12 protein-coding genes and 1 riboswitch are annotated in these 12,415 nt (G+C 64.9%); all 12 genes read left to right on the top strand.

Annotated features, from left to right (window positions below; translation table 11 throughout):
- Positions 1-213 precede the first annotated feature (213 nt).
- The 12 genes from P24_RS07495 to P24_RS07445 all read left to right on the top strand — a co-directional run bounded on the left by P24_RS07495 (position 214) and on the right by P24_RS07445 (position 12,029).
- Positions 214-1,929: a methyl-accepting chemotaxis protein gene (locus tag P24_RS07495; protein ID WP_008944098.1), complete on the top strand. Its 1,716-nt coding sequence runs from the start codon at positions 214-216 to the stop codon at positions 1,927-1,929.
- Positions 1,930-2,089: 160 nt separating this feature from the next.
- Positions 2,090-2,734 carry a hypothetical protein gene (locus P24_RS19180; protein ID WP_156816217.1) on the top strand — a complete coding sequence of 215 codons (645 nt, stop codon included), beginning with the start codon at positions 2,090-2,092 and terminating at the stop codon, positions 2,732-2,734.
- Positions 2,735-3,409, top strand: coding sequence for a sensor histidine kinase (locus P24_RS07490; RefSeq protein ID WP_322095724.1), 675 nt, complete (start codon positions 2,735-2,737; stop codon positions 3,407-3,409).
- Positions 3,410-3,531: 122 nt separating this feature from the next.
- Positions 3,532-5,511: a methyl-accepting chemotaxis protein gene (locus tag P24_RS07485; RefSeq protein WP_008944095.1), complete on the top strand. Its 1,980-nt coding sequence runs from the start codon at positions 3,532-3,534 to the stop codon at positions 5,509-5,511.
- Between the two features lie 119 nt (positions 5,512-5,630).
- Positions 5,631-5,736: riboswitch (TPP riboswitch) on the top strand.
- Positions 5,728-6,885 carry a glycine oxidase ThiO gene (thiO, locus tag P24_RS07480; protein WP_008944094.1) on the top strand — a complete coding sequence of 386 codons (1,158 nt, stop codon included), beginning with the start codon at positions 5,728-5,730 and terminating at the stop codon, positions 6,883-6,885. It overlaps the preceding riboswitch by 9 nt.
- Before the next feature lie 11 nt (positions 6,886-6,896).
- Positions 6,897-7,121, top strand: coding sequence for a sulfur carrier protein ThiS (gene thiS, locus P24_RS07475; RefSeq protein ID WP_040707004.1), 225 nt, complete (start codon positions 6,897-6,899; stop codon positions 7,119-7,121).
- 5 nt (positions 7,122-7,126) lie between these two features.
- Positions 7,127-7,918 (top strand): thiazole synthase, encoded by a 792-nt coding sequence (thiG, locus tag P24_RS07470; protein WP_008944092.1) that lies wholly within the window; start codon positions 7,127-7,129, stop codon positions 7,916-7,918.
- Positions 7,915-8,541: a thiamine phosphate synthase gene (locus tag P24_RS07465; RefSeq protein ID WP_008944091.1), complete on the top strand. Its 627-nt coding sequence runs from the start codon at positions 7,915-7,917 to the stop codon at positions 8,539-8,541. Before thiG ends, P24_RS07465 begins: the two co-directional genes overlap by 4 nt.
- Positions 8,542-8,645: 104 nt before the next feature.
- The gene (locus P24_RS19175) at positions 8,646-9,035 is read left to right on the top strand and encodes a hypothetical protein (RefSeq protein ID WP_008944090.1); all 390 of its coding nucleotides are present in this window, start codon (positions 8,646-8,648) and stop codon (positions 9,033-9,035) included.
- Between the two features lie 91 nt (positions 9,036-9,126).
- Complete coding sequence (gene secF, locus P24_RS07455; RefSeq protein WP_008944089.1) at positions 9,127-10,068, top strand: protein translocase subunit SecF; 942 nt, start codon at positions 9,127-9,129, stop codon at positions 10,066-10,068.
- A gap of 167 nt (positions 10,069-10,235) precedes the next feature.
- Entirely contained in the window at positions 10,236-10,955 is a 720-nt protein-coding gene (locus tag P24_RS07450) for a GNAT family N-acetyltransferase (RefSeq protein ID WP_008944088.1), read from the top strand.
- A gap of 204 nt (positions 10,956-11,159) precedes the next feature.
- A complete protein-coding gene (locus P24_RS07445; RefSeq protein WP_008944087.1) occupies positions 11,160-12,029 on the top strand; it encodes a PAS domain-containing protein in 870 nt (289 codons plus the stop codon).
- The last annotated feature ends 386 nt before the right edge of the window (positions 12,030-12,415 follow it).

Here is a 12,415-nt window from a genome sequence, read left to right as displayed (position 1 = left end):
GGCGCCCTTTTCGCGTCCGGAGCCTGCATGGCGCAGCAGGCTCTGAAGAGCAGCGCCGGACATGTTTAAGAAAAATTAAGAATAGGCTGATATCTAATTTAGCGCGACTTTAACAAACCTTTAAAAAACAAAAGAAATTCAACCTGCAGCTTATCGGTCAGGGACTGGAAATAGCCTTAGCCCGAACAATCACTCCTGACGGGAGACAAGACATTGAAGAACAGGTTCAGCCTCTCTCTCCGCGGCAAGCTGGTCACCCTGACCCTTTGCCTCATCGCGCTGTCTGTGCTCGCGGTCGGCGGCACCACGGCCTATATCCTGAAGCAGGACATCGCCAGCCAGGTCATCGCCCGGCAGAATGCCAGCCTGCGCACCGCTGCCGTGCTGCTGCGGAAGGCGATCCCGGAAACCCGCTTCACGGTCAGCAAGGAAGGCCGGGTGTCGGCCCTCACCCTGCCGGCCATCCCGGACTTTCCGAACCACGACATGATCGACGAGATCGGCCTGCTGACCGGCGAGACCGCGACCGTCTTCGCCTGGGACCCGGCGAAGGAGGATTTCTTCCGCCGCTCCACCAACATCATCAAGGATGACGGCCAGCGCGCCGTCGGCACGCCGCTGGGCAAGAACGGCGCGGTCTATCCCTACATGCTGCGCGGCGAGACCTATAACGGCGAGGCCACCATCCTGGGCAAGGAATACTACACCATCTACGAGCCGATCTTCGGCCCGGAGCGCAAGGTGATCGGCATCCTCTATGCCGGCGTACTGAAATCCACCATCAACGCCACGCTGAACGAGATGATCGTCGCCATCCTGACGGCCAGCGGCGTGGTTCTGGTGATCGGCGGGCTGATCGCCGTGGTGCTCATGGGTCGGACCACCGCGCCGCTGGGCCGGCTGAGCGGGCTGATGGTCGAAGTCGCCAACGGCCGGCTGGACGGCGACACACCCTATACCGGGCGGGGCGATGAGGTTGGCGGCATGGCCCGCGCGCTCGATATCTTCAAGGCGAACGCGCAGGAACGCCAGCGCCTGGAAGCCGAACGCGAGCAGGATGCAGCCCGCGCCACCGAGGAAAAACGCCAGGCGATGATCGCGCTGGCCGACAGCTTCGAGGAGAATGTCGGCAGCATCGTCAGCATCGTCTCGGCGGCGGCGACGGAGCTGGAAACCGCGGCGCAGACGCTGAATGCCAGCCTGGACGAGACCAACAGCCAGGCCAATACGGTGTCCGCGGCAGCCAACCAGGCCAGCGCCAATGTCGAGACCGTGGCGACCGCCTGCGAGGAGCTTGCGGCCTCGGTCCGCGAGATCGGCGGCCAGGTCAGCCAGTCCTCCAGCATCGCCGACCGCGCGGTCAGCAACGCCAACCAGACCCAGACCACCGCCGAAGGGCTGGTGGCCGCTACCCAGAAGATCGGCGAGGTCGTGAACCTCATCCAGGAGATCGCCGAGCAGACCAACCTTCTGGCGCTGAACGCGACCATCGAAGCCGCCCGAGCTGGTGAAGCCGGCAAGGGCTTCGCGGTGGTGGCGTCCGAGGTGAAGAACCTGGCCAGCCAGACCGCCAAGGCGACCGAGGACATCACCCTGCAGATCGGCGAGGTCCAGTCGGTCAGCCACCGCACGGTGGATGCGATCAAGGAGATCGCCAATGTCATCGGCGAAAGCCGGGAGATTGCCTCCTCCATCGCCGCCGCCGTCGAGGAGCAGGGCGCCGCGACCGACGAGATCGCCCGCAATGTGCAGCAGGCCTCGGCCGGCACGCAGGAGGTCTCCAGCGCCATCGTGCAGGTCAGCCAGGCCGCGTCCGAGGGCGGGTCAGCGGCCAGCCAGGTGCTAGAAAGCGCCAAGGAACTGTCCCGTACGGCAGCCAAGCTGCGCAACGAGATGGGCAACTTCCTGAACCGCGTGCGTACCGCCTGAAGCGCGACCGGGTAACGGGCGGGACGGTGGGGTATGGGCCCCACCGTCCCGTCACCTTTTCCTGTCCTTCTGTTAACAGACGCTCAACTCTTCTACTCTAGCGTGCTTCGATCATCTCCCGACGGCCACCCCGCAACGACATCCGCGATGGACCAGCCAGGTGCCTAATCCCGAAGCAGCGCCGGATATCGCCCCGCAGCAGGCAGAAGGGCTGTTGCGGAACCGCGCGACCATCCTGTCCAACCTTGTCGTTGCGCTGCTCTCCGTCCTGGTGTTGCGGGAAACCCTGCCGACCGCGACCACACTGGGCTGGATCGCCGGCATGGCGGCCCTCAATGTTGCCCGGCTTTTCCTGTCGCACTGGATGCTGCGGTCGGCATGGCCAACCCGCCGGAAACTGCATGTCTTCACCGTGGGCGCAGCGCTGAGCGGCCTCAGCTGGGGGTGCCTTCCGGTGCTGTTGCTGCCGGCCGGCACCGAGGCGGATTTCGCCTTCGCCGGCTTCATGATCGCCGGCATGACCGCCGGCGGGATCACCGCCCTGTGCTGGTATCAGCCGGCCTATCTCGCCTATCTGCTGGGGGCCACCCTGCCGCTTTCCGCTTCCCTGCTGATCCTGCAGCAGCCGGTCTATCTGGCGATGGCGGGGCAGGTGCTGTTCTACGCCATCATGCTGGGGGTAATTTCCGCCTTCTACAGCCGCCGGCTGCTGCAGAATCTGCGCCTGGAAGCCGCGCTGGACCGGGAACACCGGCGGCTGGAAGCGACCCGGCAGGAACTGGCCCTGGCGCAGAGCAACAAATAGCTGACCCTGGCGCAGCTCAGCCATCATCTGCGCACGCCGATGAATGCCGTGATCGGCTTTTCCGACATGCTGCGCAGCGAGGTGCTGGGGCCGATCGGCAACCCGAAGCACAAGGCCTATATCGACCATATCCACGAAAGCGGCACCCGCGCCCTGCAGACCATCACCCAGATCCTGGAGGTCTCGCAGGCCGAGGCCGGGATGCTGACGCTCTCCCGCACGCCTCTCGACATCCGGCAGGAGCTGGCGGACTGCCTGCGGCATCATGGCGAGACGGCCACGCGCCTTGGCGTGAGCCTCACCGGCGATATCGCGGAAGACCTGCCATCCCTGCCCTGCGATCAGTCCCGCCTGCGGCAGATCCTGGACCAGCTGCTGTCCAACGCGCTGCGCCATACGCCGGCAGGCGGAGCGATTACGCTGGCCGCCCGTGTGACACCGAAGCACTGGCTGGAAATCCGCATTGCCGATACCGGCATCGGGATTCCCGAAGACCGGCTGGCCGAGGCGATGACCCCCTTCGTGCAGTTCGACGATGCGCTGGTGCGCCAGCATGACGGCATCGGCATCGGCCTGCCGCTGGCCCGCCGGCTGGTCGAGCTGCATGGCGGCAGCTTCACGCTGGACAGTGCCCCCGACCAGGGAACCACCGTCACCATCCGCCTGCCGATTTAGGCCTCCGCTCAGCGCGACCGTGATATTGCCGGGCGAAGCGCTTGGCATTTAATTAATTATTAAAATATAATTCACTAATAAAACAGCCGCGACTCTTTTCCCCGAACCGCAGGAACCCCTTCATGTCCAGCTTCCTCTCGCGCGTCAGCGTCAAATTTCAGGTTGGCCTGCTCGGCCTGCTCGGCATCGTCGGGCTCTTGGCGGCTGTTGCCGTCTTCTTCCAGGGCATGGAGAAATTCGCCGAACAGCAGGCCCGGCTGGACCTCGCCGCCGATCAGCAGTTCCAGGCGCTGCGCCTTGATGCGGCATTGCTCGATGCACGACGCGCGGAGAAGGATTTCCTGATCCGCCGGGAGGACCGTTATGTCGAGCGGCACGGGAAAATCATCGATAACGCCAGCGGCATGATCGGTGGGCTGGCAACCTCGCTGGCCCGGACCGACGCCGCCCTGGCGGAGAAGCTGCGCGAGATCGGCGCCGGTCTCGATACCTACCGGCAGCGTTTCGCCGCCGTCGTCGAGTCCCAGCGCCGCCTCGGCTACAAGGAGACGGAAGGGCTGGAAGGCAATCTCCGCGCCGCCGTGCATGCGGTGGAGACCCGGCTGAAGGAATATGAGCAGGCGGAACTTGCCGTGCTAATGCTGATGATGCGCCGGCACGAGAAGGATTTCATGCTGCGCCTCACCCCGAAATATATCGAGGATATCGCGCAGCGGAAGGTCGCCTTCACCGCGCTGATGGCCGAAACCGACAGTATCCCGCCCGCCACCAAGCAGGAGATCACCGGTCTGCTGAACAGCTACCAGGACGCCTTCAACGCCTTCGCGACCACGCGCCTGCAACTGGTCGAGCAGGTGGAGGCGCTGTCCAGCGCCTATGCCGCCATCGACCCGCTGATCGAGCAGGTATTCGCCGGCATCGCCGCCGGCTACGAATCCACGCAGCAGACCCTTGCCGCCGAACATGCCGAAGCCGAAAAGCTGCTGTGGATCATGATATCCAGCATCCTGGCGGCCCTGTCGCTGCTGGCGATCTGGCTGGCCCTGTCGATCTCGCGCCCGCTGGTCGGCATGGCCGGCGCCCTGAATGCGCTGGCCGGCGGCCAGACCGAAGTGACTATCCCGGCGCAGAATCGCGGCGACGAGATCGGCGCTATCGGGCGGGCGGTGAAGCGCATCGAGCAGAACGCCATCGACCGCGCGCTGGCCGAAAAGCAGGCGGAGGAAGAGAACCGCCTGCGGCTGGAGGCTGAGAAGAAGCGCGTCATGGCGCAGCTTGCCGACCAGTTCGAGCAGAATGTCGGCAGCATCGTGCGCGTCGTGTCCTCGGCGGCGAACGAGCTGGAAGCGGCGGCGCAGACATTGAACAGCAGCCTGGAGGAAACCACCGCCCAGGCCGATACGGTGGCGGCTGCCGCGACCGAGGCCAGCACCAATGTCGAGACGGTGGCTACTGCCTGCGAGGAGCTGGCAGCCTCGGTCCGCGAGATCGGCCAGCAGGTGGCGCAATCCTCCCAGGTCGCCGACCGCGCCGTCGGCACCGCCAACCAGACCCAGGTGACCGCCGAAGGGCTGGTGGCCGCGACGCAGAAGATTGGCGAGGTGGTGCAGCTCATCAACGAGATCGCCGAGCAGACCAACCTGCTGGCGCTGAACGCCACCATCGAGGCCGCCCGCGCCGGCGAGGCCGGCAAGGGCTTCGCCGTCGTCGCGTCGGAAGTGAAGAACCTGGCCAGCCAGACCGCCAAGGCGACCGAGGACATCACGCTGCAGATCGGCGAGGTGCAGGACGGCACGCAGCGCACTGTCGGTGCGATCCGCGATATCGCCGCCGTCATCGGCGAAAGCCGGGAGATCGCCTCGGCCATCGCCTCTGCGGTGGAGGAGCAGGACGCGGCGACGCAGGAAATCTCCCGCAATGTCATGCAGGCCTCGGCCGGCACGCAGGAAGTGACCAGCGCCATCGTGCAGGTCAGCCAGGCGGCATCCGAAGGCGGCTCGGCTGCCGGGCAGGTGTTGTCCAGCGCGCAGGAGCTGTCGCAGTCTTCCGTCAGGCTGCGCAGCGAGATGGAGAGCTTCCTGTCCCAGGTCCGCGCCGCTTAGGCAAAATCATTGCGGAGCATGTGAAAACGGCGGGGCGCAGGCCCCGCCCCAGTGGGAGCATGAGAAAACGGCGGGGCTCCAGCCCCGCCGTTGCATTTCGGGACAGAACCATTACATGGCATAGTGTGCTGGGGTGCCGGGGCGGGATGAGCCGACGCGGCTGAGATCATACCCATTGAACCTGATCTGGATCATGCCAGCGAAGGGAGCGTTACCATGTCACCTAAACCAACCGTCGCCATCATCGGTGCCGGTGTCTGCGGCCTCGGCATCGGCTGGCGGCTGGCGCAGGCGGGATGTCCGGTGTCCGTGTTCGAGCGTGGCCAGGCCGGGCGCGGCGCCAGCTGGGCCGCCGCCGGCATGCTGGCCGCCAATGCCGAGACCGAACCCGGTGAGGAATCCCTGCTGCCGCTGACGCTGGCCAGCCAGAAGATGTGGCCCGGCTTCGCCGTCGAGCTGAAGGATGCCAGCGGCATTGATGTCGAGTATCGCGAGACCGGCACGCTGGTCGCCGCCACCAACCGCGACGAGGCGGAGCAGCTGCGCTTCACTTACGAATTCCAGCGCGATCTCGGCCTCGCCGTCGAATGGCTGAGCGGGGCGGAGGCGCGGAAGCGCGAGCCCTATCTGCGGCCCGGCGTGCCGGGGGCGATCTGGGCACCCGACGATCATCAGGTTGAGAACCGCCGGCTGTCCGAGGCGCTGAAGGCGGCCTTCCTGCATGCCGGCGGGACCTTGCACGAGAACAGCCCGGTCGCCGGCATCGAGACCGAAGACGGCCGCGCCGTCGGCGTGCGGGTTGGCGATGATCTCCATAAGGCTGACATCGTGGTGCTGGCCGCCGGCTCTTGGTCGCGCGACATTCCCGGCCTGCCGCAGGCCGCCCTGCCGCCGGTCCGCCCGGTGAAGGGCCAGATGCTGAGCCTGTGCATGGACCCGAAGGCACCGCTGGCAACGTCAGTGCTGTGGGCGCCGAAAATCTATCTGGTACCGCGCGCCGACGGGCGGCTGATCGTCGGCGCCACCGTCGAGGAAAAAGGCCATGACCCGGAGCTGACGGCGGGTGGCGTGCTGGCGCTGCTGGACGCGGCCTGGCGGGCGATTCCCGCCATTGAGGAACTGCCGATTGAGGAGATGTGGGTGGGCTTCCGCCCGACCAGCCGCGACGATGCGCCGATCCTGGGCGAAACCGGCACCGATGGGCTGCTGGTGGCGACCGGCCACCACCGCAACGGCATCCTGCTGGCGCCGATCACCGCCGACGCCATCGCCCGCCAGATCCTGACCGGCAGCCCGCTGCCCGAAGCTGCCCCCTTTACGCTGGCGCGCTTCGCCGCTAAGGCTGCTGCAAGACCTGAGATCGCCGCAGAATGAGTATGGTTGCGATGAGTGACGCGAAGACCCTGCTTTCGATCCGCCTGAACGGCAAGCCCTACGGCACGATGGCCGGCAGCATCGCCGCCCTGCTGGCCGAGCGCGGCATCGATTCCAGCCGGCCCGGCATTGCCGTGGCGGTGAACCAGAAGGTCGTGAAGCGCGGCGACTGGGCGGCGACGCCCATCTCCGCCAGCGACGACATCGAGATCGTACAGCCCTTCCAGGGCGGGTGAGAGACATGAACGCGATGAACGACACCGCGAAAGACCCCTTCACGCTGGCCGGCAAGAGCTTCGGCTCGCGCCTGCTGATCGGCACGGCCGGCTATCCCAACCGCCAGGTCATGCTGGATGCGCTGGAGGTCAGCGGCGCGGAGATCGTCACCGTCTCGATCCGCCGGGTCAGCACCGAATCCTATGCCGAAAACCTGTGGGACCTGCTGAAGGACCGCTGCCACCTGCTGCCCAACACGGCGGGTTGCGGCACGGTGCGCGACGCCGTGCTGACCGCGCAGCTGGGCCGCGAGGCAGTCGGCACCGACTGGGTGAAGCTGGAGCTGATCGGCGACCGCGAAACGCTGTATCCCGATGTCGCCCAGCTGGTCGAGGCGGCGGAGGAGCTGGTGAAGGACGGCTTCATCGTGCTGCCCTACTGCACCGACGACCCGGTGGTGTGCCAGAAGCTGGCCGATGTCGGCTGCGCCGCCGTCATGCCGCTGGCCTCGCCCATCGGCTCCGGCATGGGGCTGGTGAACCCGTATAATCTGGAGATGGTGTGCAACCGCTCCACCGTGCCGGTGATCGTCGATGCCGGCATCGGCACCGCCTCCGACGCCGCCCGCGCGCTGGAGATAGGGGCTGACGCGGTGCTGCTGAACACCGCCATCTCCAAGGCACGCAACCCGGTGCTGATGGCGGCTGCCATGCGTGACGCCGTGGCCGCCGGTCGCGCCGCGCGCCGCGCCGGGCGCATCCCGCGCAAGGGCTATGCCGAGGCGTCGAGTCCGCAGCTGGGCATGATCGGCTCTTGAGGTCCCTCCCCGCGCGACTGCTGCTGATCACCGACCGGACGCAGAGCCCCCGCCCGCTGACCGAGACCGTCGCAATGGCGCTGGAAGGCGGCTGCCGCTGGGTGATGCTGCGCGAGAAGGATTTGCCGCCGGACGAGCTGCTGGCACTGGCCCACGAGATCGCGGCACTGACCGCGGCCAAGGGCGCCACCCTGACGATCAACAGCGACATTGCGGCGGCACAGGCGCTGAAGGCCGGGCTGCACCTGCCGACCGGCGGCAAGCCGCTGGGCGCCCGTTCGGTGCTGGGGCCAAAGGTGCTGATCGGCCAGTCCGCGCACAGTGTGGAAGAGGCCGAGAAGGCGCTGGATAGCGGGGCCGATTACGTCACTCTCAGCCCGATCTTCGCCAGCGCCAGCAAGCCCGGCCATGGTCCGGCGCTGGGCAGCGAGGGGCTGCGCCAGGTGGCAGCACGGCTTCAAATTCCCATCGTGGCGCTGGCCGGCATCGATGTCGATAATGCCGGCACCTGCCTGAAGGCCGGCGCCGCCGCCGTCGCCGTGATGGGCGGTATCATGCGGGCGCAGGATCCGGCGGCCGAGGTCCGCGATCTGCTGGCGGCACTGGCAAAGGCTGCCTCTTGACCCCCACCTCTTGACGGCCTTTGCACGAAGGCGCATCTATCGCCTGTGACCGGCGGCCTTGCGCCACTGTGGCGTTTTCAGCCCGGTCCCTCTGGACGACCCGGTTGACCGCTTTCTCCAAAGCCCTGCCCGCTTCTGTACTGCGCGCCGTCACGGCGCTCGCGGTGCTGGCCGGGCTGTTGCTGGGGATGGCGCATCCGCCGACGCAGACGCAGGTGATCGCCCTTACCCCGCAACCGGCCTCGCTGGAGCTGGGCGGCGGCACCTTCGGCCCCTCCGGCCATGTGCTGGCCGAGGATTTCCGGCAGGTCCAGCAGCGCGCGGACGAACTCCCTGCGCCTGGCGGCAACGATAGCTATGGATTGCCGCACGCAAACCTTGCGGACACCTCCCTGCCCGTGTCGCTGGCAGCTTCCGCTGCGACGCTTCCTCTCCCCGCTACCCGGACACCGGACCGGCACCGACCGACCGGCCCTCCCAGCCTCCTGTCGTGATCCGTACCGGCCGCCCGATGCGCGGCTGGAGTTCCCGACAATTTTCGGCACGCGCCCACAACAGACGGCGGCGTGCCCGGAGGCTTTATCCATGCGTTTCCTGCCCATCCGGCTGCTGCCGGACAATACGGCGTTCGACTTCGTGCGCTATCGCTTCGCCGCCTATGCCTTCTCCCTGCTGCTGGTCGTGGCGACCCTGGGGTCGCTGGCGATCAACGGCCTCAATCTCGGCATCGACTTCAAGGGCGGCATGCTGGTCGAGATCCAGTCTGCCCAGCCCATCGATCCCGGCAGTCTGCGCAGCCGGCTGACCGAGGCCGGCCTTGGCGCCGCCGAAGTACAGCAGTTCGGCAAGCCCAATGAGGCGCTGATCCGGCTCGACAGCGACCAGCTTGGCACCACCGAGGCGAAGCAGGCGGCCCCGCGCATCCGCGCCGCGCTGGGCGAAGGCTACGAGTTCCGCCGCACCGAACTGGTCGGCCCGCGCGTCAGTGCCGAGCTGTTCCGCGACGGTGCGCTGGCCACGGCGCTGGCCGTGCTGGGCATCGCGCTCTATGTCTGGTTCCGCTTCGAATGGCAGTTCGGCGTGGCGGCGATGATCGCCACCGCGCATGACGTGGTGGTCACGCTGGGGCTGCTGTCGATCACCGGGCTGGAATTCAACCTGACCGCGATTGCCGCGCTGCTGACCCTGGCCGGCTATTCGATCAACGACACGGTGGTGGTGTTCGACCGCATCCGCGAGACCATGCGCAAGCACAAGAAGCTGCCGATGGCGGAGCTGATCAACCTCAGCGTGAACCAGACGCTGTCGCGCACCATCCTGACCTCCGGCACGACGTTGGTGGCCATCCTGCCGCTGATGTTCTTCGCCACCAGCACGCTGCTGAATTTCACCGTGGCGCTGGTCTGGGGCATTCTGATCGGCACCTTCTCCTCGGTGTTCGTCGCCGCGGCCCTGCTGCTGCACCTGCCGACGATCCGCACCACGGAGGCAGAGGCCGAGAGCCCGGAAAAAGCAGTTTCACAATGATCGCAAGGCCTAGGCGCGATCCGCTGAGGCCTGCATTCAACCGCCCTTATTCAATCCAGAATTGAAAAGTGAGCAGAGAGGTACATCCGCCCTAGAAGCGAAGCGCAAAGAGTCCTTCTAATGAACGCTGGCCTGCATTCCGCGGGCTTACGGCACAGGAGGACAAAATGCGTGCTTTGACTTCGCAGGACTACGACAATATTCAAGCCGTCATCAGCCTCTATCTCGACAGCCTTGAGGGGATGGGGCTGGAACTTACGGTCGAAACCGACATGGCCGGCTGGGCCGATGTGATGCGCTCGGCTCCGAAGATGTCGTTGCTGAACCCGACTTTTGATCCCTCGGAAAGTCACCTGCATCCGGGCAACAGCTTCTGGCTGCGGCTGCGCTATGAAGGACAGACGGTTGCCTGCATCGCCAACCGTCTGTTCATCACCGATGACTATATCGGCCTCAAGAGGTCGTTCCGTCTTTGGTACGACCTGAAGCCGGTCCTGGTCCGCCAGCCGCTGAACATCGTTCTGCCCGAGGATGTGCCGCACATCAGTGGCCGTGTCGGCCATCATGGCGGCCTGTGGGTTCACCCCGACTGGCGCGGTCATGGCCTGGCTGGCACCCTGCCCCGGCTCACGCGGGCATTGTCGATGCGGCATTTCGATGTGGACTGGCATTGCGGTGCGGTTCTGAAGCACATCGCCGACAGGGGGCTGCCGCTGAAGGCCTATGGCTATCCGCACATGGATGTCTGCATCGATGGATACTTCCCGGTAACCGACAAGAATGAAACGGTTTACATGGGATGGATCACGCGACCTGAAATATTGAAGCAGTTCGCGGAATGGGTGCAGCCCGCCACGCTGGAGCCCGCCGAAACCGCCGCCGCGTAAGGGGTCGCGGGATATGGAAAGCGGTCATCTAGAAGGGGTGACCGCCTGCCCGCACCGGGGTATGTCGGTTTTGTCCGTGGCTGCCGGACCGCGATGCGGCGCGTCATATGGTATGCATTTTACAGTTGCCTATTGAAAATAGTTCCGTAATTCTACTTTAATATAATAATTCTATTTTTAGGCTGTTTGGGGTGGGGAGACCTCATGACGACATCGCAGCCGTTCATCGATGGCAACTTACGGCGCTGCCACGACCTGTTGAATATGGCCAATCTGTTCCTGGCACAGAACAAGCTTGCCAGCGCGAGCAGTGCAATCGGCGCTCTGCGGGCGAATGCTGCCCTGCTCACGCCAGTCGATAGCGCGTTTTTCCGCGACCGGCTTGTCGTGCTGGACGAGGAGCATTCCCGTCGCGGCGGCAATGTCTATAAAAGCCACAAGGTCATCGATCTTTCCGCCTATCGCAGAGAACGGCTTGCGCAACGGCCAATGGCCAGTTCCGCCTTGGGGCTGAAGGCTCTATACGGCAACAGCCGCAATGCGAGGCCCGCGACCGCCGAAGACGAGCGGGGGAATTTCATCTACCGCATGCCGATGCCGGTAGATGAGGTTTCGACTTCCGACAGCCTTGGCATGGAAAACCTGTTGCAGATCTGGCGTCAGGCCCAGCAGGCGACAGGGCGGCGTCATGGTCTGCCGCTGCTATCGGATATCGATCCGAAGTTCATCGCCGATATCGGCATGCTGGGCTTCGTACATCTGATCGATGCTTCTTCCGAAAACCCTATGAACTTCCACGTCAGCGTCTATGGCAGCCGTGTGACCCTGTTCAATAACCGAAATTTCTCGGGCCGGACCCTGCACGACTTCCCCATTCCGATCTACCGGGAGTCGGTGGCGACGGACTACAACACCGTGCGCATGACCGGCGTGCCGGCCTATCACCGGGTGATCGCCACCGTGGATGGGTCGCGCCGGCATTACACCCGCCTGCTGCTGCCTTTCTCGACCGATGGCAACCGGCCAGACCGGTTGCTGGTGGGCGTGCGCACGGACAACTGGCTGCCCGAATAAGCCCCCTCTAAACCCCACCGGCAAATCGCCCCCATAAATCCCGCCGATAAGACCGGCGCAAGACAAGCGCGCCGCACCGGCCAGAAGCCGGAATAAGCCCTTAAAAAGAATCGCTTATCGCCAGCACTGATGGGCGGCGCACGGGCTTATCCCGCACCTGCGAGATGGATTCATTTTTCGCGTGACCCGGCAGCAAGGCCGCACCCCTTTTTTCGTCACCATATGAATTTACGAATATACAAATAGGCGCCAATTTTTACTTCATGATCTATGTAAATAATAACACATTACTATAACAATCTTCTAAATTCCGAGAATCGATAAAGACTTGAATGGTGGTTTCGACATGGCTATATTTGCCGCCGTCGGGTCGGAAGGGACCCCCA

Source organism: Oceanibaculum indicum P24, assembly GCF_000299935.1.
Taxonomy (GTDB): Bacteria; Pseudomonadota; Alphaproteobacteria; order Oceanibaculales; family Oceanibaculaceae; genus Oceanibaculum; species Oceanibaculum indicum.
Note: the sequence above shows the minus strand (reverse complement) of the source record. Positions and strands in the feature narration are given on the sequence as shown.

Excerpts from the sequence above, each read along its gene's own strand:
- P24_RS07485 (WP_008944095.1), top strand. The coding sequence starts at position 3,532 with ATGTCCAGCTTCCTCTCGCGCGTCAGCGTCAAATTTCAGGTTGGCCTG.
- thiO (WP_008944094.1), top strand. The coding sequence starts at position 5,728 with ATGTCACCTAAACCAACCGTCGCCATCATCGGTGCCGGTGTCTGCGGC.
- thiS (WP_040707004.1), top strand. The coding sequence starts at position 6,897 with ATGAGTGACGCGAAGACCCTGCTTTCGATCCGCCTGAACGGCAAGCCC.
- thiG (WP_008944092.1), top strand. The coding sequence starts at position 7,127 with ATGAACGCGATGAACGACACCGCGAAAGACCCCTTCACGCTGGCCGGC.
- secF (WP_008944089.1), top strand. The coding sequence starts at position 9,127 with ATGCGTTTCCTGCCCATCCGGCTGCTGCCGGACAATACGGCGTTCGAC.
- P24_RS07450 (WP_008944088.1), top strand. The coding sequence starts at position 10,236 with ATGCGTGCTTTGACTTCGCAGGACTACGACAATATTCAAGCCGTCATC.
- P24_RS07445 (WP_008944087.1), top strand. The coding sequence starts at position 11,160 with ATGACGACATCGCAGCCGTTCATCGATGGCAACTTACGGCGCTGCCAC.